At 45.7% G+C, this 23,170-nt stretch carries 23 protein-coding genes and 1 pseudogene; 2 read left to right on the top strand and 22 right to left on the bottom strand.

The features are described 5' to 3' along the window. Positions 1–32: 32 nt before the first annotated feature. From AC3A8L_RS01065 to gspC, 22 genes are all read right to left on the bottom strand, one after another. Entirely contained in the window at positions 33–1,019 is a 987-nt protein-coding gene (locus AC3A8L_RS01065) for an AgmX/PglI C-terminal domain-containing protein (RefSeq protein WP_487960358.1), read from the bottom strand. After that, entirely contained in the window at positions 1,016–1,537 is a 522-nt protein-coding gene (locus AC3A8L_RS01060; RefSeq protein ID WP_487960357.1) for an ExbD/TolR family protein, read from the bottom strand. The genes AC3A8L_RS01065 and AC3A8L_RS01060 overlap by 4 nt, the downstream gene beginning before the upstream one ends. Next, a complete protein-coding gene (locus tag AC3A8L_RS01055; protein WP_487960356.1) occupies positions 1,534–2,088 on the bottom strand; it encodes an ExbD/TolR family protein in 555 nt (184 codons plus the stop codon). Before AC3A8L_RS01055 ends, AC3A8L_RS01060 begins: the two co-directional genes overlap by 4 nt. Before the next feature lie 17 nt (positions 2,089–2,105). Continuing rightward, complete coding sequence (locus AC3A8L_RS01050; protein ID WP_487960355.1) at positions 2,106–2,798, bottom strand: MotA/TolQ/ExbB proton channel family protein; 693 nt, start codon at positions 2,796–2,798, stop codon at positions 2,106–2,108. 60 nt (positions 2,799–2,858) lie between these two features. Next, the gene (locus AC3A8L_RS01045) at positions 2,859–3,176 is read right to left on the bottom strand and encodes a hypothetical protein (RefSeq protein ID WP_487960354.1); all 318 of its coding nucleotides are present in this window, start codon (positions 3,174–3,176) and stop codon (positions 2,859–2,861) included. Beyond that, the gene (locus AC3A8L_RS01040; protein ID WP_487960353.1) at positions 3,173–3,841 is read right to left on the bottom strand and encodes a tetratricopeptide repeat protein; all 669 of its coding nucleotides are present in this window, start codon (positions 3,839–3,841) and stop codon (positions 3,173–3,175) included. The genes AC3A8L_RS01045 and AC3A8L_RS01040 overlap by 4 nt, the downstream gene beginning before the upstream one ends. Before the next feature lie 67 nt (positions 3,842–3,908). Further along, complete coding sequence (locus AC3A8L_RS01035) at positions 3,909–6,797, bottom strand: tetratricopeptide repeat protein (RefSeq protein ID WP_487960352.1); 2,889 nt, start codon at positions 6,795–6,797, stop codon at positions 3,909–3,911. Further along, on the bottom strand, positions 6,797–8,635 hold the full coding sequence (locus tag AC3A8L_RS01030; protein WP_487960351.1) for a tetratricopeptide repeat protein: 1,839 nt from the start codon (positions 8,633–8,635) through the stop codon (positions 6,797–6,799). Before AC3A8L_RS01030 ends, AC3A8L_RS01035 begins: the two co-directional genes overlap by 1 nt. Beyond that, a complete protein-coding gene (locus AC3A8L_RS01025; protein ID WP_487960350.1) occupies positions 8,632–9,297 on the bottom strand; it encodes an AraC family transcriptional regulator in 666 nt (221 codons plus the stop codon). Before AC3A8L_RS01025 ends, AC3A8L_RS01030 begins: the two co-directional genes overlap by 4 nt. A gap of 218 nt (positions 9,298–9,515) precedes the next feature. Further along, on the bottom strand, positions 9,516–10,514 hold the full coding sequence (locus tag AC3A8L_RS01020; RefSeq protein ID WP_487960349.1) for an FAD:protein FMN transferase: 999 nt from the start codon (positions 10,512–10,514) through the stop codon (positions 9,516–9,518). 53 nt (positions 10,515–10,567) lie between these two features. Then, the gene (locus tag AC3A8L_RS01015) at positions 10,568–11,326 is read right to left on the bottom strand and encodes a type II secretion system protein N (RefSeq protein ID WP_487960348.1); all 759 of its coding nucleotides are present in this window, start codon (positions 11,324–11,326) and stop codon (positions 10,568–10,570) included. A gap of 1 nt (position 11,327) precedes the next feature. Next, the gene (locus tag AC3A8L_RS01010; protein WP_487960347.1) at positions 11,328–11,804 is read right to left on the bottom strand and encodes a type II secretion system protein M; all 477 of its coding nucleotides are present in this window, start codon (positions 11,802–11,804) and stop codon (positions 11,328–11,330) included. Positions 11,805–11,806: 2 nt separating this feature from the next. Beyond that, positions 11,807–13,027: a type II secretion system protein GspL gene (gene gspL / locus AC3A8L_RS01005; protein WP_487960346.1), complete on the bottom strand. Its 1,221-nt coding sequence runs from the start codon at positions 13,025–13,027 to the stop codon at positions 11,807–11,809. 95 nt (positions 13,028–13,122) lie between these two features. Beyond that, complete coding sequence (gspK, locus tag AC3A8L_RS01000; RefSeq protein WP_487960345.1) at positions 13,123–14,271, bottom strand: type II secretion system minor pseudopilin GspK; 1,149 nt, start codon at positions 14,269–14,271, stop codon at positions 13,123–13,125. Beyond that, complete coding sequence (gspJ, locus tag AC3A8L_RS00995) at positions 14,268–14,945, bottom strand: type II secretion system minor pseudopilin GspJ (protein ID WP_487960344.1); 678 nt, start codon at positions 14,943–14,945, stop codon at positions 14,268–14,270. The genes gspK and gspJ overlap by 4 nt, the downstream gene beginning before the upstream one ends. Then, positions 14,945–15,346 carry a type II secretion system minor pseudopilin GspI gene (gene gspI, locus AC3A8L_RS00990; RefSeq protein WP_487960343.1) on the bottom strand — a complete coding sequence of 134 codons (402 nt, stop codon included), beginning with the start codon at positions 15,344–15,346 and terminating at the stop codon, positions 14,945–14,947. Before gspI ends, gspJ begins: the two co-directional genes overlap by 1 nt. Further along, positions 15,330–15,905, bottom strand: coding sequence for a pilus assembly FimT family protein (locus tag AC3A8L_RS00985; protein WP_487960342.1), 576 nt, complete (start codon positions 15,903–15,905; stop codon positions 15,330–15,332). The genes gspI and AC3A8L_RS00985 overlap by 17 nt, the downstream gene beginning before the upstream one ends. 3 nt (positions 15,906–15,908) lie before the next feature. Further along, complete coding sequence (gspG, locus tag AC3A8L_RS00980; protein ID WP_487960341.1) at positions 15,909–16,349, bottom strand: type II secretion system major pseudopilin GspG; 441 nt, start codon at positions 16,347–16,349, stop codon at positions 15,909–15,911. Between the two features lie 35 nt (positions 16,350–16,384). Next, entirely contained in the window at positions 16,385–17,644 is a 1,260-nt protein-coding gene (gspF, locus tag AC3A8L_RS00975; RefSeq protein WP_487960340.1) for a type II secretion system inner membrane protein GspF, read from the bottom strand. A gap of 9 nt (positions 17,645–17,653) precedes the next feature. Then, on the bottom strand, positions 17,654–19,105 hold the full coding sequence (gspE, locus tag AC3A8L_RS00970; RefSeq protein WP_487960387.1) for a type II secretion system ATPase GspE: 1,452 nt from the start codon (positions 19,103–19,105) through the stop codon (positions 17,654–17,656). A gap of 86 nt (positions 19,106–19,191) precedes the next feature. Continuing rightward, positions 19,192–21,177: a type II secretion system secretin GspD gene (gene gspD, locus AC3A8L_RS00965; protein WP_487960339.1), complete on the bottom strand. Its 1,986-nt coding sequence runs from the start codon at positions 21,175–21,177 to the stop codon at positions 19,192–19,194. Between the two features lie 11 nt (positions 21,178–21,188). Next, a complete protein-coding gene (gene gspC / locus AC3A8L_RS00960) occupies positions 21,189–22,151 on the bottom strand; it encodes a type II secretion system protein GspC (protein WP_487960338.1) in 963 nt (320 codons plus the stop codon). A 306-nt stretch (positions 22,152–22,457) separates the two neighbouring features. On the opposite strand from gspC, the gene AC3A8L_RS00955 reads away from it, so the two are divergent. After that, a complete protein-coding gene (locus AC3A8L_RS00955) occupies positions 22,458–22,706 on the top strand; it encodes a hypothetical protein (RefSeq protein ID WP_487960337.1) in 249 nt (82 codons plus the stop codon). Then, positions 22,703–23,170 (top strand): annotated as a pseudogene (locus AC3A8L_RS00950) (glutamate--cysteine ligase); the annotation flags it as partial. The gene AC3A8L_RS00955 and the pseudogene AC3A8L_RS00950, both read left to right, overlap by 4 nt.

Raw genomic sequence — 23,170 nt, 5'->3', positions numbered from 1 at the left:
TTACTCCTGCGGGTTTTTGAACGACAAAACGACTAATAGGGTAAGAAATTAAAGGTATGCCTTAAAGTCGTTTTCAGAACATCGTCGGCACCAAAATTAATACCGCGCAAGCGCGCCATAAGTTTTCGCTCTAACTTTTTATCACCTAAATCGCTAGAAACAATCTTAACGCTGGATACATTACCTGCAGGCTCAATAACTAACTCGAAAACCACCTTACCCTCAAGGGTTGGATCTTCATCGAGAGCGCGCTGGTACAAGCCAAAAATACTCGCTTTATTGGCATCAATGGTTTGCGACATCGCCACTTTACTACGGGTACCTTTAATTGCTTCAGCATCGGTAGTGCGCTCTTCAGCCGCCGCGGCACTCACTTCAGTCAACTTACTATCTACGGCTGTAGTTTCACGGCCAGAAAGCGCGGCCCCGCCAGTGTCGGTACTTAATGCCGCTGTATTAACACCACCACTCATTGTTTGAGCGCCGCTATTAATTAAGTTGCGATTAACCGCTGCCGCCTTGCCTTGAGCACGCGTAACTTGCTGTGTTCTAACATCGCTAACATCAAGTGTATCTCGCATTGCACTAAGATCATCAGCAAAAGCGAGAACCCCACTCTGTTTAGCCACTTCTTTAGCTTTTTTCAGCTTTATTGGATCAGGGTCTTTTTTCGGCTTAGGCTCTTCCTTTTTTGGCTTAGGCTTCGGCTCTTCTTTCTTGGGCTTTGGCTCTTCCTTTTTAGGTTCTTCTTTTTTGGGCTCAGGCTTGGGCTTAGGTTTGGGCGGAGGCGGTTTAGGCAGCTCCTTTTTTTCCAAAACAACACGCGCCAATTGAGGCGGTAATTTAGCGCGCTCTTCCCGTGTTTTTTCCGGCAAGTGTACTTGAGTAACAAGGTAACCCAAGATAACAAAAGGAATAAACAGGCCAAAAAATATCTTCCAGTAGCGCTTGTTATCTTCTAGCTCGCTGGACCAAGGTAAAACCAGGTTTGGCGCTAATATGAGTTTTGCATTACTCATGGAGCCTCCCCTGCATCAGTAGCGTTAGAAATCTTACTCACAGCTAATGATATGTTCCGATAATCAGTTTGCGCACACGTCGTCATAATCCGCTTTAACAACGTATACGGGATCGAATTGTCCCCCATAATTGTTACGTCACGCCCTTTTTTTGCCTCACTATCATTGGTGTAAGGCTTACGTGTCGCCAAATATTCCAATTCTTTTTTCAGGGCTTTAATTTCATCGCCCTCTTCAGCCAACACCGACTTCACATTAACGATGGATCGGCCAGAAATAATAATTTCTTCGGCGCTAACCATTACAACCAATGTGTTATCTGGTTTTTTCTCGGCGACTGAATCGGGTAGTTTTATGGCTTTATTACTCTGCAGTACTTCCACATCAGATGAGTTCACCAATAAGAAAAATACAAGAATCGTAAAAATATCCATTAACGATACAAGATTTAACTTTGGCTGCCCTTTATGTCGTCGATGTAAACGGGCCATTCTGCGTGCGCGTAAGGATTGCTTCATTGCATCACCTCCGCATCCGGCATGGCATCATAGGGGCGCTCCTCAATAGGCTGCACAATAGGTGCATCACCGAGAGAGATCTCTGGAAAAAGTTCTGCATCAACAACCGAAGCAACGACAACAGCCTCATAGGAGCGAACGGTATCCATCGTTGTTACGATAGTCTGGTAATCCGTATCCTTCTGCGAAAGGATGAAGATATCGCGTTTCTCTTTACCTTTTTCAGCTAACTGCCGCTTAATTTCCTGTAAGACGGTCGACAACATTTTAAAGTCGTGCTCACCGTCCTTATGTGGGACAGTTTTTAACGGTGCCCCTGCAGGATAATTAACAACCAGTTTATTCGAGTGAATGACCACCTCTAGTGCTTCATTTTGCTGCGGATCATCATTGGCGCTATTGGGCGCTAAATCCGGCAGTTTTAAATCCAGTACAGTAATGTGTGAAAACACCATACTCATTAACAAAACGGGCACGAGAATGATCATCAGATTCATAAAAGAGGTAATGTCGAGATCGGCATCCTCTTTTGCTCTACGTCTGATTCTCATATTTTATTGCAGCCTAATTATCGAGCAGGGCTTTTAGGAGCGCCAGGTGAAGCGGCGGCCGGTTGTGGTTTAGCCGCACCTGAAAGTGCGCTTGTCGATAATATATTCAAGCATTTCACACCTGCCATCTCTAAACTATCGATAATTTCGTTAGTTTTATTCTGAATAGATGTGTGCAAAAGCAAGAGTGGAATAGCCGCCATCAAACCAAAAGCAGTTGTGTTCATCGCTACAGAAATACTCTGTGAGAGCAGCGTTGCTTTTTCAGAGGGATCTGCTTCTGCAACCGCGGTAAATGCTGCGATTAGGCCCATAATTGTTCCCAATAAGCCCAGTAGGGTTGCGATATTTGCGAGCGTGGCAATATACGCCGTACGCTTCTCTAGGCGGGGCACAGCCTCCATTACACCCTCCTCCATCGCATACTCAATCTCTTCACGACGTGGGGTCTGCTGCATACGCGCCAGACCAGAAGCAATAATTCGACCTACAGGCGCCTGAGAGCTACGAGCAATTTCGACAACGCCGTTATAATCTTTTTTGCGAAGCAAAGGCAATATTCGGTCGAATGCTCGACGATTTGAGCCCTTAGCTACGGTTAAAAAAATCCAGCGTTCAATGGCAACAGCCAAACCAACCACCAACACCAAACCAATGGGGTACATGAAAGGCCCACCATTTTGAAAAAAGCCAATCGCAGTATCTAACATTTTATTCTCTCCGCCGTGCGTTGTTCTTAAAAATAATTAATAAAAAGGGAAATGGAAAACTTATTCTGTAGCGTTATCATCAATATCGTAAGCTACCGGTGCAGCTCGCATTTGCACAAGGTAAGTTACTTCGCGTTCATGTTCTACACGCTCGACATGATCAAAAACATCACCTAGTCGTGTGCGCGTAGTAAATGGCATTGTTAAAGCATTTTCATCTGAAGCTTGTCGCCAAGGAATAATGTAAGTCACACTCGGGTGCTCTTGGTTGCCTTTCACCGTTGTGCTGATACTGACCACATCATCGGCAACAACATTAAAGCTTAGCCCGAAAAAAAGGGCAGCCAGTGCAGAGTTCAAGGATAAAAAGGCTCTCATTGTGCCCCTCCTGCTTGTGCATTATTAGACTGTAGCTTTGCCTGTTCGCGTGCAGCTTTCGCTTGGCGCCGCTTTATATCAACAATCCAGCCTTTTAATTGCTTATCGGGCTCGCCCATTATTCGGGCGCTCATTTCAAAGTGCGCAAGCGCATCGTTAAAACGCCCCATATACATGTCGTAAAGCACACCGAGATTACGATGCACTACAGCACTATGCGGCCAGACGGCAATCGCCTTTTTGTAGAGCTCTTCAGCTTGCGTGAACTGACCTTGCTCGCGCGCCATTACGCCATAAGCGTTGTAAGCTTCAATATTTAACGCGTTGGCATTAATCGCTTTATCAAAAGCTTGCCCTGCCGCATCGTATTGCTCTTGACGCCAAAGCGAAATACCCAGGTTGACCCACGGACCAGATAACTGCGGATTCGATTGAGTCAATCCATCAAAGTGCAGTTCGGCTTGCGGCCAATTTTCTGACTCCATTAAAACCACGCCTTGAACAAAGGCAGCTTTTACACCGGCAGAAACTTTTACTTTTTGCTGATCATATGGATTTGGCAGCAATACAAGCGGCGCAGTCTCACCAGGCTCGTAAACAATATCAGCTTCAGGCTCGGCACGCGAACCACCACCGTTAGTTGCACAACCAGTAGTTATAGCCATAACTACTGCAAGGCACAGGATAAAAAATGCTCTGTAACCCTTTTGGAGAGGCAAGCTGCTAGGTTTTTTAATGGACACCTTTGCTTACCTCGACAATAGTTTCTTTTTTGCCATAGCGCGCAGGCAGTAATTTTTCTAGTGCGTCAAAGCTTTGTTTAACCCACTTATCATAAAAACCATCCCATGAACGCTCGGCATTAATCACTAGCATATCAACGGCTTTTCCTTTGAATGGGTACGCCTGCTCTTCCAGCATGATTTCGTACTGCTCCATCGTCAACTCATCCAACCCTTTAGGGCGCTCAGAGTTAAGTAGCTCTTGATAAAGGTTCGCGTAAACCTCACCAATACGGTGATTCGCCTCAGTCGCAAACTCCGCAACGCCATAATCAATTACAGCCTTATAACTTTTGAGGGTATTATCCATGGCCTTGCGCTTAGCTTTAAGGGTCTTTTTGATCGGCGCCCGCAACTGAATCGCTTCAAAAGCTTGTAAATCTTTGCCGGCAAAATAGCTCGCGCCTTGAGCGGCAAGATAGGTTGAACGTGCATTGCGGCTTGAGCCCGCCTTGGCGTCCACTCGAATCAATTCTTGCATCCAACGCTCTTGCGTTCGTATTGACCCTCGTTTTTCAGCCATAGTCATTAATTGAACGCGAGCCTCTAAAGCAAGATCAAAAGGAGCTGGATAACGTTTTATATAATCTTCGTAGGTTTTTTCGGCCAACGGACTATTACCCGACTTTTGATACAATTCTGCGGAAAGGTACAGCGCGCTTCTTCGGGTATCGGGGTCGGCATCACTACCAGACATAATCACCAATTGCTCTGCCGCTTTATCCCACTGCTGTGTTTCTTGATAAATAACAGCGAGTTTAGGCGGGATTGTTTTAACTAACTTATTAGCGGGAAAGCGCTGCTGAAAATCGATGAGCACACGCTCGGCACGTGTCCACTCTTTCATTTCAATTAAATAATTGGCTGCATCATACTGACCATTAAGTGCAAGCTCGGTTAACGGCGCAATTAGGGCAATACTAAGTAAGCGATTAACCCCTTGCGACTTCGCACCCACAGCAATTTCTTTCTCGGCACGCTTATACATACTAGCTGCAATTCGATCTAAGACTTGCACACGATCTTTATCCGTTTGCGCAACAATCGTTAAGAGGTGACGATAAGCTTCTTCTGCAGGCTCGTACTGTTCCAATTCGAATTGACTATGCGCCAACACCAACCACGCTGTTTTTTGTAAAGCCAAAGACTGCACAGGCTGCCACGTTGTTAAACGCGTAGCGACCACAATAGCCTGCTCTTTATTGCCTTCGCGATACAATCTTTCAGCCGCATTCGTTAAAACAGCAACGGCACGCTCATCTGCAGGATAATAATCGGCAAAACTAATCGCACTATTAATACGGTGCGTTTGCAGTGCGATTAAAGCATCGTTGTTTTCTTGCGCGGTGCCTTCATACTGCTGCAGCATAAAGTCTAAAGCTAAGATTGCAGCATAGCCTGCCGTTGCCCCTCGCTGCTCATCAAGAAAACCGTAAGCGACTTGCTCATAAGATGCGACCGCTTCAGGCAGATTACCCGCATCATTTAATGCTTCAGCCATCAAGAAAGTTAACTCAGACTTGCGCTTGTTTTCGGGGAACGTTTTTAATATTTCACCATAAAAACCGGCAGCCTTAACAAAATAAGGTTCTGCAGCTTCAGGAGCTTTTTTCAACGCACCGGCTTTATACTTTTTATTCGCGGCGACCAAAGCCTGTGCCTCAGCGTGATAATAACTAGACACCTCATCCAAATAGGTTTCTAAAGTATCTGAATAAGTACTGCGTAGCTCTGGTGATCTGTTTTGCCAATAAGCCGAAGTTAAACCAAAGCCTTGAATGTAAGCCTCTTTGGCTGGCAGTACGTCTTTCGGGAAATTACCCTTTAAATAAACGTCAATAGTTTTAACGGCAAGCTCTGGACTAAACTGGCTTTCGGGGTAACGGCTAACGAAAGCAGAATAAGTATTGGCCGCATCCCGATAACGCTTTTTATCAAGATACAAATCACCTAACTGGCGATAGATAAGATGCTGGTATTCCCGCTCGCCTTGAGTATCCGCAAACTCAGCAATAGTGTCGGGCCCATCCAGGTAAGAGAACGAAAACCCCATTACTTTCAAAGTATCCGCAAGCAAACTTTTTTGTGAGTCGCTCAAGTCACTAGTGGCAACACCTGGCGGCAATACCTTATCCATTACAAGGCCAAACGGTACAAGTGATTGATGATATCTATCTTGCTTGAAAAGCGCCCAACCCTGCATATAAACAGCATTGAGAAAAAACGGAGTCTCTTCGCCAAAATCGACAACCGCCGAATATAGCTCATACGCCTGGCGATAATCTTGCTGGCCAAACGCTAGCTCCGCACGCCGAAATTGCGCCTCGGCCGCAAATGGCGAGCTCGGGTTAGCGGCTACGAGCGCTGCTAAACGAGTATCAGATTCGCCCATGCGGGCATCCAAAGCATAAGCTTTAGAGACACGGTATAACAATCGCTCATCCGCTACGCCAGCTTGCGCTGCCTGTAACTGAATTAACTGATCATACATATCAATCGTATCGCTAAAGAAAATACCGCCCGTTTCACTCGTGATTTGAGCATCTTCGTTACGGGCCATTGCAATGTCGGCTAAACGAATTTGTATTTGATGACGAAGTTCAATATCTTCGGCTACACTAAGCGCTGACCGATACATGGCCTCAATTTCTTCGCGCGAAACAACCGCCACAGGCTCTAGCACAACAGGAATTTCTGCTTCAGGCAAATCGGCAAGCGTTGGACCTAAGTCAGAAATTTGCTGCTTAAATGAACCACAAGCTACAAGAAAAGAAACCGCGAAAGTAATTAACGCATAACCAAATACAGATCGAGTGACTTTTGAAGAAGAAAGCTTCATTAGTAGTCCTCTCCATCAGCTTCATCTAATAAACGTGCAATCGCTAATCGGCTTTGCGCAAGGTAATAGCGTAACCTAACGCGTTGATCATCTAATGCTGTCGCAACTTCTCCACGCAAGACTTCTTGTGCATTTAATATCTCGCCATGGACTTGCTCTAGCTGCAAATCAATACGCGCACGCGAATCATCAATGCGGGCACGATAAGGCGCTAAATCATTACCGTTAGCCACTTGATTTTGAATTCTATCTTGCGCTTTTGAAGCGCTCTGAATATTTTGATCCAACTCGACTAATGTTTTGCGACCACGCCAAAGACGTTCGGAAAAAAATTGTCCCGACTGCCATTCCAGCAAACCCCGATGCCTACGCACTTTCTCTTTTGCATCGGTTACGTCTTCACCGGCCGCTTCAAGTAAAGAAATGTTACGCTCTGCCCGCTCAATACGCTCTAAACGAGACAGCTCATCACCTTGCAGTAATGCTGTGAAATCATTGCTTTGCTCGACAGCCGCGAGGTAGCTAAAAATATCAGCTCGCTCGGCATTTAATGCGATTAAACGCGAATAGGCTTCTTGCTGCGCCATAAAATCCATTTCAGCCAAACGATTCGCTTCGCGCTCGACTAGCATGTCATTATAAAAGTTCATCCGACCTTGCCACTCGACTAAACGGCGCTTTAAATCCAGTAAGTCTCGCAGCTCCTGAATAAGACCACGAAAGGTACTACGCGAGAAAAGCTCAGTCAAATAGGTTAACTGTGGTGCCAAATTACTGCTTTGCGCATAATCGAGCCAGTTAATATCTTCGGACGGATCAATATTTAAAGCATCTAACATGGCATCGCCACGCAGATCTTGCATATAGATATCGAGCGTTGCTATTTCAGATTCGAAACTTGCTTCTGCTTCACGGTATTTTTGTAAAGCTGCAGGTTTGAGATTCATTTTTTCATACGCATAAGGAATCGCTACCATAGCTTCCTGCGTATTTTCGTCAATCAAAGTGCGCTTAGATAAAGCCTGCCAAGGTGTCAGTGCCGCTTGGTAATTTTCGCCTTCAACTTGCGCCCAACCAAACCCTAATAACGCACGATTTGAATAAGGCCCCTTAAGGCGAACCTGCTTAAACTGTTCAACCGCCAAATCATTCTGTTTGTTGTATAAATAAGCAAAACCTGCCGCTGTCATGGCCTTATCGTAAAGACTAAGGTGAGCTTCCGAGCGTTGTCGCATTTGAGCAATTCGATTGTAGAATGCAACAGCCTGCTCATAGTCTTGATTACGCGCATAGGCACCCGCCATATTAAAATACAAATACGGCGCACGATCTTCACGACGATTAACTTTATCGACTATAGCCCTTGCATCTTCCAAGCGGTTTTCTTTGATATAAAGATTAACTTGAAGATATTCGAGCTCTTCAGCCGCGGTACCTGTAGGGTTTTCGCTTATGCGATCAAGGGCATCATGTGCTGCCGTGAGATCCCCACGAAGATAACGCATTTGCGCTAAGTATAACCACGCGGCATCGCGTGTTTTTTGCGGTCGATTACTATCAAGTAAGCGCTCAAAAATATCACTGGCTGTGCGCTCAAGACCATAGGCCATATAGAAGCCACCCATCATTATTTCTGGGTTGTCGCCATGTCCCTTAATGCCCCCCTGCTTTTGCGCAACTAACAAATCGCTTAAAGCTAGAAAGTGCTGGTCTTGATAGTAGTGATATAAAGCAACCCCGTAGCGCAAATCGGCGACGGAGCTCAACGGTTCTTCTTTAGCTGCGGCAGTTGAACAAAAAGTGCACAATATCAACGCCCACCAGAGGCGTGCACTCATAGATGCCACTCTTTGAATTTGAAAGTCGGTTGCATCCGTGTAATCCAATCCTGAATTTGGATTTCTAGCATGGTCGGGGACTGGTCTTTATTCAACGTAAAACTAGCGCCACGCTTATACTCACGCCCTTCAGGGCCATAGCCGTGAAAGAAGGCTGTAATTTGGTGCTGGCCGGTTTTTAAGTTGCCAAGATATAGACGCTGCACACCACCGCGAACCAAAGCACTATTTTGCTTTTCGGTGTAAAGGTGACTCGAAACCATTTCGCCATCGATCATCAAGCGGATAGCATCTAAGGAGAAGAATTTTCCGATATCAACGGATACGTAAATAGCCACTTGCGTATTCGCAGGGAACAGCAAATCTTCCTCTAAAATTAGCAGGTCGCGATTGAGCTCAAGGGCCGATTTTTTTAAGTCTTCGACTCGCTCACTTAAAGGAGTGGCATTTTCTTTGCGCTCTACAAAGTTTTGGCTACTTTCTTCGTGCGCAGCTTTAAGGTCACTCGTATCTGAAGCTGTTGCCTCAACAGTTGTGACTTCCGTGTTGCTATCGCTAATACTCTCAGCATCAGCGCCTTCTTGTGCATTCAGTGGTAAACATAGACTGGCAAGCAATGCCATCAGCACCAATGCGCGAGGGTTTGTAACTGTGTTTAACAAGTGCGTCTCCCGTTCTACAACGACCCGATATCAGACGAATGAAGCAGTACCACGTGGGTAGGCATAAATGCGCCTCTATTGTATTTTCCTGAGGGTGGCCCCGCAGAACTTCCTTTAACAAGCACGGCAAAGTGGCTTTGCCAAGCTCCTCACATGCTACCGCCTTGGTTAATTTAAGGAAGGATAGCACTCCATGACTCACTTTTAACTTAATACCGCTAGGAAGCAGGCGGCATTAAACCATTGCTATAGTGCACTTGGCCAGCCCTATCAATAATGACAGCGTCATAGTTTTGCAACTTATTGATTAAGTTGATGCCTTTTTGTACACCCAACACGAAAACGGCCGTAGAGAGCGGGTCACTTCGGACCCCTTCAGTACCGATAATAGTCACGCTCATTACCTCAGAAGCGCTGCGCCCCGTTTTCGGATTAATAATATGATGGATACGTTGGCCGGTATTTTCATCAATAAAGAAACGTTCATAATCACCTGAAGTGCTAACGGCAACATCTTCTAGCGGCAAGGTAATCACCGTTTCTTTATCGCTACCCTTTTGTAAGCGAGGATTCTTAATACCTATTAACCATGGCCGCCCACCACGATCACCCATCACTCTGCTATCACCACCAGCGCTGACGTAAGCACTTTTAATCCCTTGCGCCTGCAAGTATTTAATCGCCAAATCGACAGCATAGCCCTTAGCAATACCCCCTAAATCGATCGCTACACCAGCATTCAAGAACTGTAATGTCTGATTAGCGGTATCAAACGCTAGATGCATTGTATTAAGTGAAGGTAATAGGCGTTCGATATCTTGGCTAGAAGGCGTCGTCTTTTCGCGGTAGTTATAGAACTTACCAACCGAAGCATAGGTAATATCGAAGGCACCATCAGACAACGCAAACATGGCTTGTGATTGCTCATAAAGAAACTTCATTTCGTCAGATAATATGACGGGTTGAGCAAAAGCCTTTTGGTTTAAGATCGAAAGCTCAGAGTCTTTTTTATAGGGGGAAAGGCGACTATCAACGCCCCGCATAATATCCATAACACCAGCGATAGCTGACTCACCGTCAGAACGTGAAGGCGACCATAGGCTGACGGTAACGGGCGTGCCCATGATGTTTTGGGAGTCTTCGCACCACTCACCCCATACTAACGAAGGTATCGCTAGCAGTATAAGAAGGGTACTACGGCCAAAATTAACAGGCACTCACAACTCCACAGATAATAAGGCAGAACATTTCAAACTCCACCCATAAAGTTTTAGCTACCGATTGGATATGAAACCGCAAACGCACCGCTATCCTGCGGAACGGCGAATAGACCCAAGGCATCACGAATATCATCCGATGCATCTTCTCTTGGATGAACCTCACCTTTAACCTTAGGTGATGTTGCAACACCAAATTCTCCGTTTAAACGCACCCCATACGGGCCCGCCAAATCGAATATGCTCGCCTGCACGCCACCGTTGCCCGCAGCGGATAAATCTGCAGCAAAATCACCCAAAGTAAACCACATACCCTGAAAATTTAATCGGGCACCACGCCAAGTGAAATTCCCTTCCAATGCAGATACCTCACCTAAATCATTCACCGCACCTTTAGCGATAATTAAGCTAGCAACACCTGCGAGCTTTGCATCGGGCAGTGACTTGTTTGCCAAATTAGCAGGAAGTTCAACCTGTAAAGTCTTGAACTCGTTCATCCCGCCGATAGTACGGCACACATTGCCATTTACAATATCGCTTTCAACATCAACACAGGCTTTTAGCGCAAATAGAGATAAAGGCCGAAACGTCCAAGACAAGGAACCCAGCTCTATAACCTGCCCCTCAATATTAAGGTGTGCAGCCCCTGCACGCCCTTTCCAGGCAGTGCCGGTAATTGCGGCCAACTGAATATTGGGCGCAACCTTAACAAGATTGGCCGTAACCAATGTTGCAGGGGTACGCACAATAACTAACGTGCCGAAATAGCCTACAAGCACTAACCCCAAAACCAACTTTAATAATTTAGACATGCTAGTTCCTGTGCAATTTCACGGTGACATTATTAAGCATTCCATCCACATCACCTGCCGTTATGGAAACCTCTGTCACTTGAACACTTTCTTTATTTTCTAACTCGTCGAGCCACGCCATTACCCGATTAAACTCAACACTAGCCAGCCTCACGCGAACATCACTGTCGCCAGTAGGCTGAAAATCGTCCATGCGCAAGCCATGGTTTCGAAGGCTTTGGTTGGTCACCTGAGCCAAGCTTCTTGGCTGCGCTGCTCCACCTTGCTGCTGCCCCAGTACAATCGACGCCAGCCGGCGTACTTCAGCCTGCTGAGCCAATACCGCATTATTATTCGTTATTTGCTTATCTCGATCCGTCGTCATCGGAGCAAGTAGCCCGAGATACAAAATGGTTAACGCAATCGCGATCGATCCAATTGCCAACAACAGCTGTTCACGAGGAGAGTTTTGTAAGAACCAGTTTTTAAATTCATTCATATCTAGCTATCCGTTACTCGAATTTGCGCCTGATGAATATCGCCAGAAACACGAGAGCTTTTAATTTCCGCAGTCAAACCACTTTCCGCAATTTTTCCGCGCAGCGCTTCAAGCATCGCAAAGTCTTTAGCCTCAATATTAAATTGCAGGGATGAAGTATTGTGCGTATAGCGAAAACTGGTAACACTCAAATCGGCATTAGCTCTAATTTGAGGCGCAACCTTAGAAACCAAATACACGATATTCGAAGGCTCGGTCGTTGCCTGCGTCCCGACCTTCGCTTTAAGCTGGCGCACAGGGTCACTAATCGAACCCGATGAAACGACCTGCCGAAATATCGCATCACGTTCGGCAAAAAGATGCAGCGATGCTTTTTTAGCTTGATGCAATTCGCCCCACGTAGTCCCTACCGCTAACACAAAGGCAACCGATGCCGCTATGGCGGGCACTTTCCATTCATTCCACCACTGAGCAAAGGGTAGCTTGCGCGCCAAATTACCCGACCGATATTCTAATATAGGTAAAGCACTCAGTTTAAGAACGTCCCAGAAGCCTCCTTCTTGCTCATAAAGGCTTACCGTTTCAGAACTTTCTACATGTTCCGGCAAAAAAGCACGCAACTTAATTAGCGCTTCTTCGCTTTCCGCAACAAGATGGATCGCCGCAGGGAGATTATCAACGTCATAACGCTTGCATAGCGCCAATATGAATAGCTCAGCATTTTCAGCATCACAACTAAACCCGGCATATGGGCTTGTTTTCGCATAAAAATTTTCGCCATCAAGTAGTAAGACCCAGCCTTCACCCTGATCTAACTCGAGATAATCACATACAACTGACTGCACTTCAGCGCCGATACCTTCAAGCTCTTCAATTTGCTCAGCAATAGTATCTTCGCGGGCGTAAGAGGCATCCACATCACCCTCGATCAAAGGACCATATGCAAATACCAGTTCATCGATAGGTGTAACGACAGCCTCTTCCACCTGATAAGGTACGAGCTTAGATAAAACCTTACGGTCCTTTACACCAACATCTACGCGCTGAGTAACCACTTCGCAGCCATCAAGCACTAACCAGCAGGTTTTTCCGGTTACAGACTCTGCCAGCAAATTAATATCGCCAGTATAGAAAGAATCTCCCACCCACTGATTTTGCGGCGAGACATGTCGCCACTGCCAAAGACCTACTGCAATTTTGCGTACCAGAATTCGATCTGCCACTGCATCACCTACTCTTTTATTATTGAGCGCAACATAAAGTGTTGCGACGTTTTTACCTGACCATGACACTGAGTGTTAAGTTAGGCAAGCTCTACCTAAAAGTTAGCATCTGTGCGCCAAAGTGTTTTGACTTTAGTACCATCACGACGCAGTAAACTCTTACCTCGGCGGGTTTTATCGCCAATCATTACATCGGCTGAATATATAAAATAGTTCGTACTGATAACTAATTGTTCGGCATCAAAATCGTTTTGATTAAGGTTTAACTCAACAAGCACCGCATCATTCACAAATTCTTCAGCTGTTTGATACCCCTGACCCGGCCCAAAGTTGAGGTCAGCCTTTTCGTTTCGAGCCCTGACCAATAGGCTACCCATATCAGGATCCAGAGCCTCTTGCAGCTCTTTAGCGTTAAACATGCGGAACATGATATCCGGCATGGTATTAATATTTAAAAACGCAGCCTGATCACCATTAGCTGGCAGCGCTATCACATAAGGTAACAGCTTCTCGTATAGCTCGGCAGTTATACCCTTAACCAAGCTAAGTTCACTGATTGTGGTCATGGGGGCATTACTGAGTACAACAGGCACCTCACTACCGCTGTAATAACTCTGCTCTGCACCACCAAAACCAGAGACCTCGTTATCCGGGTCCACCCAATCGATAATAGCTTGAGTTATCGCCAGCGCTTCTTCCGGTGTAAGAAGTTGTTCATTAAGCGGAATGACTTGCAAGAAGCGAATAAAGCGGCGCTGAGCAACAGTGAATAAACAGTCGAAAAGTTCAGGGTTGTTTTTGCATCGGAGAGCTTCCTGAGGACCGCTATCTTTAGGGTCCCCTTTCTTCGGGTCACTCTGTATTATGGGTGCTTTAGGAAGTGCCAGCAGGTTAATATTAAATCGACCTTGGGCATCCTCTAATTCAACCGTAATTGCCCCTCCATCAATAGGCACAGTCTGTGGCGCACTCCACATTTCATTGAGATGATCCGCCTCACCGTCATCCGTAGGATCATTAATGTCTTCAACCAATAATAATTTTCCAACTAAGCGCTCACCACCTTCAAGAACCATACGCCCCTGCAAGCCGTGCCAGCGGTTTTCATTCCTCGACATACCAAGTTCGAAGCGCCAGCTAGTTGACACCACGAGTGACGTTACCAACACCACAATCAGCATCGCAAGAATAAGAACGATGCCAGATTGGCGACGAGGTAATTTTACTCGATCAAACTTCCTCATGGCGTGGGGGGCTCGGCTACAAGGCTATTGTCAATTCCGGGAAGTATAGAGTAGACACGCTTCACCTCACCAAAGTCTTCAGTGATTAGCGTTATTTCTACAGCCGCCGGAAGTGTTTGAGGCTTTTGCCCACTTGCTGGCCAACGCTCTTGCCAAGGACCGCCAGACACACTTGATCGGCCGCCACCCGGCAGCGCCTTAATAAATATATCCTCGACTCCTTCTAATATTTTTTGAGGCCGTGCTTTACGCTCGTCATTTTCTGCAATATTGAACCAAGTATCTCGCCAAATGGCATTATCCTCAAAACGGTAACCAACACGAACAACTTCGGTTCTAGGAAGCCGGAGCGGATTAGCATAGCCCGCGCGCAGCAAGGTTATTCTATACTCTTCACTTGGGTCTATAAAAACGGGAGGAATCGGCTTGTCTCGCGAAACCTTAGGCATAGCAGGTATTACATTTCGCATATCAGTTTCGAGTAAAACCCAGATACGATCTACAGCCGCAATGCGGTCAATGGCCTCTTGAGTAGCCTCGGAACTAGTAATAGCCACTGAAAAAGACTGACTTGTCATTACCGCAATCATAGCCATAATCACAATTGCAACCATTACCTCAATAAGCGTAAAACCATTATGGCGAAGCTTTTTAGTAGCCTGTAACAATATCATCAGGGCTTAACCATAATAGACGAAATCTCAACAATAGGATCTTGCCCTTGAGGCCCGACTCGTATCCATACACGTAAAGTGCCGGCATACATGCCTTTTTGCTCTTCTGCTTCGATTTTCCAATCCCAGATCATCCCAGCCATTTCAATATCGCCGGCCTGACGACCTGTTGGAACAATATTTTGCAGACTTTCAGCTAAATACATTTCTTGCACTTTATTTTCGGCAACCCAGTGGGCAATTGTAAGATCGCGGCTGTAGCCCACGGTATTAGCCATGGTGCTCATGCGCGCCATAAGTGCGGGCAAGGCCAAGCCAATAATCATTAAGGCTACCATCACCTCGATCAGCGTAAAGCCAGCACAGAGTGAAGCGATACGGCTTTTACTTACGCTCTTCACGGGCTTCTAGCTCCTCGGCGAGCTCTTTCCATTCAAGCTGACCGTATTCATTAATATGAATCGTTTGCAAAAAATCAGGAAGGCGCTCATCCGTAATTTGAATTTCGATGGATGAAATATCACCCGTCGAATAAAAAGCAGTGACCGGTGTTGATCGATCTAAAAGCTCTTCCCACCGCCAATCAAGATCATCAATTAATATGTGCAGCTTTGTTTCTGGGTCAAATGAAATAGCTTCTAATTCAGGGACGTCATTCCAGCCCTGAAAACTGCCAGCCTGCCAGCGATAACGCCAGCCGATATTTTCCCATTCGGGTTCAGAGTCAGATTGCCACTGTGGCGGCTCCATCAAAAGACCCATCGGGTCACCAGAAAGAACCGCACGGTCGGCAGCAAAGCGGCTAACCGCCATAAACTGTTCGATTTTCTCGGTAACGGCGCTCTCAGGACCGCCACGGCCTATTGTTAAAGTCACAGAGGCCAAGGCTATACCTAATACAGCAATAACTGCCAATACTTCTAATAAGGTAAAGCCTGCCTTGCTCTTTAATAGGCGCATTAATTAATCTTCTTTCTCATCCCAAAAGCTAATATCAGCCGCCTCGGCTTCACCACCTTGCAGGCCATCAGCGCCATAGCTGATAATATCAAAACCTTTACCGTTATCAGAAGGGCTCAAATAAACATATTCACGCTCCCAAGGGTCTTTTGGCATTTTTTCCAAATAGCCACCTTCGCGCCACTTACGAGGTTCAGGGTCACCATCAGGCTTATCAACCAACGCACCTAAACCTTGCTCGCTCGTAGGATAAATGTAGTTATCTAACTTATAAGTCTGTAGTGCCGTTTTAATCGATGCAAAGTCATTAACCACGCGCTCGCGCTGCGCCTCCGCAATATTGCCAAACAATGCAGGCCCTACAACACCGACCATTAATCCAATAATCACAATAACTACCATGATCTCGATCAGGCTGAAACCGCCCTGTTTTTTACGAGTCATAAAACCCCCTAATAGATAATAAAAATAATGGCCAATTAAACCATTTGATTGAGTTGAAACATGGGCTTAAGAATAGCCATAACAATAAAGCCTACCATGCCGGCCATAAACAAAATGGTAATAGGCTCTAAAAGGCTCATCATTGTTGCTAGCGTAAATTGCAGCTCCCGTTGTTGGTTAGATGCAGCATGAAGCAATTGTTCCGAAAGCTGTCCATTTGTTTCACCACTAGCGACCATTTGTACCAGTAGCGGCGGAAACTCATCAACTTGATCCATAGCTTTAGCAACCCCCATCCCTTCTTTAACCGAGATAGCTACCTCTTTGCCCGCCGCTTGAATATGGCGATTAGTGAGAACCTGCGCTGCTATATTTAGAGCCTCGAGCACGGGCACTCCACTTTTCACCAGTAGCCCTAGCGTGCTTGAATACCGAGCGGCTTCAGCCGTTCGGTTGAGCTCGCCAAATAGCGGAATGTTCAGCAGCATTTTATGCCACTTAAGTTCGTTCTTAGGCTTTTTAATGTATTGCTGTAAGGCAATGACAAGGCCCGTAATAATACCCACAGACAGCAAACCGTAGCTGAGGATAAAATCACTCATAAAAATTAATAACTTTGTCGAAAACGGCAGCTCTGCTTTTTGATTTTCAAATAAACCCACAAGCTTTGGCACTACAAACGCCATCAACGCCGTCACAACCCCAAGACTCACCATAAATAAAATTAATGGATAGGTCATCGCGCCTTTGACTTTCTGGGTTGTTTCCTGGCTATTCTCGGTATACTCAGCCAACTGCTCTAGTACCGGCCCGAGAAAGCCCGCACCTTCACCGGCATTGACCATGGCCCGGTAAAGCTCATCAAATGTTCGAGGATGCTCAGCCATAGCTTGCGTCAGAGATAGACCTTCAAGTACACGAGAACGTACCTGAAGAATCATGGCTTTAATTTGTGGTTTACGACTTTGGTTCGCACACGCCTGTAAAACTTCATCAAGCGGCAGCCCCGATTGAATTAAAGAGGCCAGCTGACGCGTAACTAGGGAGGTGTCTTTAATGTTGAGCTTTATACCATTGGTTTGACGAAAGCTATTAAGCAGGCCTGCCAAACCACCACTGCTTTCATGGCCTTTTGCTTTACCGGCTACTGCTCTTTTTACAGAGCTTTTTACCTCAAGAGGTCGTAAGCCGCGCTGCCGCAATTGCGAACGAACCTGGCGTTCGTTATCGCCTTCAATAATACCTTTTACTGTTTTCCCTTTTGCATCAAGGGCCTGATAACTAAACGCTGCCATAAAAAACCATCAATGTGAGGAGGTGACGCGAAGAAGCTCTTCCACCGTTGTGATACCTGCCAGCACCTTGGCGCGGCCATCAGCTTCGATCGGCTCACAATATTGGCGAGCGTGAGCTAGCATTTGTTGCTCCCCAACACCTTCATGAATCAGCTGCCGCAAACCATCATCAACAGTAATAAGTTCATAAATACCTGTTCGGCCGCGATAGCCACCGTAATTGCATTTTTCACAACCCACGGCCCTAAATATTTTACTATTTTTCGGTATTTTGATGCGCTCGCACTCCGATGCACTCGCATCGTGTGGCTCTTTACATTCGGAACACAGTACGCGCACTAAGCGCTGAGCGATTAACGCTTCTAGGCTTGAAGACAATAAAAAGGGCTCAATACCCAAATCGCCCAATCGAGTAATAGCACCGATAGCCGTATTCGTGTGAAGAGTTGATAATAGTAAATGGCCCGTTAAACTCGCCTGTACAGCAATGGCTGCAGTCTCTTGATCTCGAATCTCACCAATCATTACAACATCGGGATCTTGACGTAAAATAGCGCGTAAACCACGCACAAACGTCATATCCACTTTATTATTGACCTGTGTTTGGCCAACACCTGCCAGTAGATACTCGATGGGATCCTCTACCGTTAGAATATTTCGACTAGGGCTATTAAGATAGCTTAAGCCGGAATACAAAGACGTTGTTTTACCCGAACCGGTAGGCCCTGTTACCAAGATAATGCCATGCGGCTTGGCCAGCGCAGCTTTAAAATGCTCAAGCACTTGCACAGGCATATTGAGCTGATCGAGCTTTAGGGCTCCAGCCGAGGAATCCAGAATTCGCATTACAGTTCGCTCACCATGAGCACTTGGTAATGTGGATACACGAATATCAACAGCATGCCCGGCCAATTTAACCGTAATACGACCATCTTGAGGTATACGCTTTTCAGCAATATCCAAGCGCGCCATCACTTTTAAACGCGAGGTCAGTACAGGGCCAAGCTGAGCCTTAGGTGATAACACCTCCTTCATCACACCATCAATACGAAAACGTACAGATACACGGTGCTCAAAGGGCTCGACGTGTACATCTGAAGCGCGCTCTTGTACAGCCTGAGATAAAATTGCATTGATAAGACGAATAACAGGCGCATCACCGTCACCACTTAACAACTCTCCATCATCAGGAATGTCTTCCGCTAGAGCCGACAAGTCGAATTCGGCACCCATATCGTCGACAGCCTGCTGCGCTTCGTTATCACCACTTTGATAATGATGCGTTAATCGCTTTTGAAACACTTCTTTTTCAAGTGCCTCTAGTCGTAAAGCATTACCGGTATAACGACGAAGCTCTACCAGCGTTTTAAGCGAGGGAGTGCCCGTATAAAAAACGGTTCCATCTTCAATCAGTACAGAGTTATCGGACGCAAAAGCAAAAGGCAAACGCCCCAGTTTAATAGCTTCCTCATCCTGAAGGTCTGTAAAAGCAGAATCCTCAAACTCTTCCGCTAATGTTTGCTCTAAATCGCTCACGCCAGACACCCCTACTCTGCCTTTATTGGAACAGGGATCGATGCCGGAACCGGAAGAGATAGATTATACTCGGACATATCGGGTAACAAAGGAGCGCCCTTGTCCTTAGCACGTAAAAATCCCCTGTCGCGCATTTGTAATTGCTGATCGCGAATATATTGGTATTTTTCTGCTGTTGCACCAATTAAAGCTTCATCATCACGAATAACCGTTGCGCGGATAAAAATCATCAGATTTGTTTTATCATTACCTCTTTTACTACTTCGAAATAAACGCCCGATCAGCGGAATACTTCCAAGTATAGGAACTCGCTGCTCACTGTTGGTCGCACGCTCTTCTATAAATCCACCCATCACAACAATATCTCCGTCGGAGGTCAGGACTTTAGTTTCAATCTTACGCTGATTGGTCACAATATCCGAGGCGCCATTATTGCTCTCTGAGATACTGGAAATTTCCTGAGATATATCCAAAACAACTTTATTACCCTCATTAATTTGCGGTGTCACTTTTAAAGTAATACCCACATCTTCACGCTGGATGGTTTGGAAAGGACTCCCCCCCGCAGTACCTGTATTTGAGAAGCTGCCGGTTACAAAAGGCACATTTTTACCAACAGTAAACGATGCCTCACTATTATCTAAAGTCAGCAATGTGGGTGTCGACAAGATATTGGTCTTAGAGTCACCTTCCATTGCACTAATCACAGCATTAAAATCCAAATTATCATTAGTACCCACAAGGCCCAAAACCTGCCCGCCGGCTGCTGTCGCCTTTGCTAATTCAGTTGCCAGAGCAGTAAGAGTGGAGATCTCGTTTTCGTCAGTATTTTCTATAGCACCACCTAAAGCAGCCGCACTAACTGCACCACCGCCGCCTTCAGATGCGCCATATGCACCTTTGTTATTTCTAAACATCCAAGCGACACCTAAATCCAATGCAGCCCCATCTTGCATCTCTACAATAATGGCCTCTATCAATACTTGCGCTCGGCGAATATCAAGACGATCAACAACATCCAGCAACGAATTCAAGGTATCACCTTCGGCCGTGATAAGAAGCGCATTAGTGTCCTCGTCAGCCTCAACCGTTGCACTAGCACTTGCTGTATCGCCTTTACCACCGCCAGGACCCAACTTGGATAAATTAGATACAATTTTGGTCAATACTTCAGCTGTCGGCTTAGCTTTTGCGTAATCTAGATAAATAACACGCACATTACCTGTTTGCGCTTTTGGCTTATCAAGCTTGCGTAAAAGAATTTTAATGCGCTGGCGTTGTAACTCTTCGCCCGTAACCAAAACTGCATTATTTCGTTTATCAGCAATTAAGGTTACTTTGTTTTGCGAGCCGCTACGGGCCTTTTCGTCTTTATCAATTTTAGTGAGCGTTGTCACCATTTCATCAGCACTGGCATAACGTAACTCAACCACATCAGTAACCGGAGTTGCAGACTTATCAATACGCTCAATTAACGAACGAATACGCGCTATGTTATCTACAGAGTCAGAAATCACGATTGAGTTCGACGGGTCATAAGCCGCTAAATGTGAATGCTGCGGAACCAACGGTCGAATAACAGGCAGCACTTTTGCAGCAGCGATGTTTTGCAGCTGAATCACCTGCGTAACAAAACCCAACTCTTTCGTTGTTGCATCCGTAACCGGAACCGGTGACGAACGCGCATCTTTTAACGGGACAACACGAATAACATCATCAACTTCAACCAAGGTGAAATCATGTATCTCCAAAACTGTTCGAAAAAGAGTCAGCAACTCTTCCTCATTTAAGGGTTTTGAAGATATGACTTTTACGCGCCCTTTAACCCGCTGATCAATAACGGTCGTTTTCCCCGTTACATCAGCAACAAATTTAATGACTTCTTGAATATCAGAATCTTTGAAATTCACTGTCCATGTTTGCTCTGCCCAGCTTGAAACACTCAATGCTGTAAGCAACGAAAACACCGAACCAACTTTTATTATACGTTTAAGCACCCACTCGTCTCCTAACCAGAACTCATGCGGATTTGGATAAATTGCGTACTACCGTCGCGCATCACCTCAAGGTTAGCCTCTGTGGCCGTTTTTAATGCTTGGTAGACTTCCCGAACTTTTTGAGGTTCATTTACCTCAATTCCATTTACGGACACAACAATGTCGTTGTTTTTGAGGCCAACTTGATCGAATAGTTCACGCTTTCGACCAGGCCTAACCTTATAACCTATCATTTGACCATTTTCAGTCGCGACCATAAAACGTACGACATCACCAATAGACTTAATATCCTTAACTGCGTTTTCGTCAACCTCAGTTTTAGTAATATTTTCATCGGGCTTAACAACTGGCTTAGGAGCTCGAGGTGAGGGCCTCGCACTAATCTTTTTATCACTCTCGCCATATAGCCAAAGCTTTTCAGCTTTGCCGTTGTTATCTAAGATAACCCAAAGATCAGCAATACTTTTTAGCGTAACACCTCTCACACCAGGAATAGCATCACCCATTTTATAGAGCGCCTGAGAACTAGCTTCGCCAATAATCGCCCAAGACTTTGAAGGTTCGTTACTTGAAATAACACCCTGTAATTTTAAATTGAGCGTGGTTTCGGTTACCGGCTGATTAGCCTCTTGATCTCTACGTTGCGCCTCAATTTCAGCCATTCTGTTTTTCTCAGCATCGACATCATATTTACCGAACAAATCATTAATGGCGGCAAGATCAACGGTGACACCAGCATTGCCGGCCTGAGAAACTCCAGATTTCGGTACGACATCAGCCACAGGCTGAACAGGTACAGGAACAACAACCCAAAAAAGACGCGCGAAGCTATGACAGACCCAAAATGCAACAAACACCAGCATGAGTAGGCGCCAACGACTAACCGGCACTTTTCGAATGACATCGCCGGCTTTAGCTAAAGAAGCTATAGCGGCTTGCACAATTGGCGCTGCTTTTAGTGATTCTGCAGTCACCGACTCTCTCCATTATTATTGATTACTAGTTCAGCCAAGTGTTTAACCCTTAAACAAAATGCGTAGATACCAGCGAAACATCGGGCTTGGCGCCTCTGCAAGCCGCACAATATCGCGCATATGTTGTTTACATGCAAATAGTTAATATTAAATATAGCCTGTTAAAACCAACTTTTGGGCAGCAAAGCACAAACTCATTCAGCAAGAACTTTTTGTGCCACTTGTCCTCTATAAACGAGGCCGCTATGCTGCCGTACATGTTGAATTTTCACACTCACCTTCCAACAGTTTAATTGACAGTCAACCATGACAGAAGTTTACCTTTTACAAAATAATGACGGTTTATTTTTAAATAAGCAGCAAGAGTGGGTTGATGGCAGCGACGCCAACAGCCTCTACAAAACAGCTTACAAAGACGATGCGATCAACACTAAAGTCGAACTTACCGTCAAGAACCCTCAACTCAGAATCAAAACGCTTTTGTGCTCAACCAGCGACAGGGGAACTCCTTGCCTACCTGAGTCCGCACCAAAAGAGGATCAAGAGCCAGAATGAGCACTCCAACACTCGCCCCATGGGCCATACGCACACTTAATACTCTAGCAGAAAAACACAACCAGCCACTGACCTGTGGTTTACTGCGCGGGATTGAAAAGGAAGGTCTTAGAGCTACGAGAGAGGGGGAATTAAGCCAAGAACCACACCCGAAAAACTTAGGCTCTGCACTCACACACCCCCACATCACAACTGATTTTAGCGAAGCCTTGCTTGAGTTCATTACACCGCCAACACATGTTAGCCAGCACACGCTTGAAGACCTTTGTAATTTACATAACTATAGCTACAACAACATTCAGGAGGAGCTGATATGGCCACTAAGTATGCCCTGCAAACTCCCCAATGATGACAGCATCCCTGTAGCGCAATACGGCAGCAGTAACCGTGCGACCATGAAAACAATTTATAGAGAAGGTCTTGGGCTTCGCTATGGAAGAACAATGCAAACCGTCGCGGGGCTT

The organism is Marinagarivorans sp., assembly GCF_982758155.1.
This window is presented reverse-complemented; position numbering and strand designations above follow the sequence as displayed.

Bases quoted from the DNA above. Each gene is read 5' to 3' on its own strand.
- AC3A8L_RS01035 (WP_487960352.1), bottom strand. From the start codon at position 6,797: ATGAAGCTTTCTTCTTCAAAAGTCACTCGATCTGTATTTGGTTATGCG.
- AC3A8L_RS01060 (WP_487960357.1), bottom strand. From the start codon at position 1,537: ATGAAGCAATCCTTACGCGCACGCAGAATGGCCCGTTTACATCGACGA.
- AC3A8L_RS00985 (WP_487960342.1), bottom strand. From the start codon at position 15,905: ATGCGCCTATTAAAGAGCAAGGCAGGCTTTACCTTATTAGAAGTATTG.
- AC3A8L_RS01030 (WP_487960351.1), bottom strand. From the start codon at position 8,635: ATGAGTGCACGCCTCTGGTGGGCGTTGATATTGTGCACTTTTTGTTCA.
- gspK (WP_487960345.1), bottom strand. From the start codon at position 14,271: ATGAGGAAGTTTGATCGAGTAAAATTACCTCGTCGCCAATCTGGCATC.
- AC3A8L_RS01040 (WP_487960353.1), bottom strand. From the start codon at position 3,841: ATGGCTATAACTACTGGTTGTGCAACTAACGGTGGTGGTTCGCGTGCC.
- AC3A8L_RS01065 (WP_487960358.1), bottom strand. From the start codon at position 1,019: ATGAGTAATGCAAAACTCATATTAGCGCCAAACCTGGTTTTACCTTGG.
- AC3A8L_RS01010 (WP_487960347.1), bottom strand. From the start codon at position 11,804: ATGAATGAATTTAAAAACTGGTTCTTACAAAACTCTCCTCGTGAACAG.
- AC3A8L_RS01045 (WP_487960354.1), bottom strand. From the start codon at position 3,176: ATGAGAGCCTTTTTATCCTTGAACTCTGCACTGGCTGCCCTTTTTTTC.
- AC3A8L_RS01015 (WP_487960348.1), bottom strand. From the start codon at position 11,326: ATGTCTAAATTATTAAAGTTGGTTTTGGGGTTAGTGCTTGTAGGCTAT.
- AC3A8L_RS01055 (WP_487960356.1), bottom strand. From the start codon at position 2,088: ATGAGAATCAGACGTAGAGCAAAAGAGGATGCCGATCTCGACATTACC.
- AC3A8L_RS01050 (WP_487960355.1), bottom strand. From the start codon at position 2,798: ATGTTAGATACTGCGATTGGCTTTTTTCAAAATGGTGGGCCTTTCATG.
- AC3A8L_RS00955 (WP_487960337.1), top strand. From the start codon at position 22,458: ATGACAGAAGTTTACCTTTTACAAAATAATGACGGTTTATTTTTAAAT.
- gspG (WP_487960341.1), bottom strand. From the start codon at position 16,349: ATGACTCGTAAAAAACAGGGCGGTTTCAGCCTGATCGAGATCATGGTA.
- gspJ (WP_487960344.1), bottom strand. From the start codon at position 14,945: ATGATATTGTTACAGGCTACTAAAAAGCTTCGCCATAATGGTTTTACG.
- gspF (WP_487960340.1), bottom strand. From the start codon at position 17,644: ATGGCAGCGTTTAGTTATCAGGCCCTTGATGCAAAAGGGAAAACAGTA.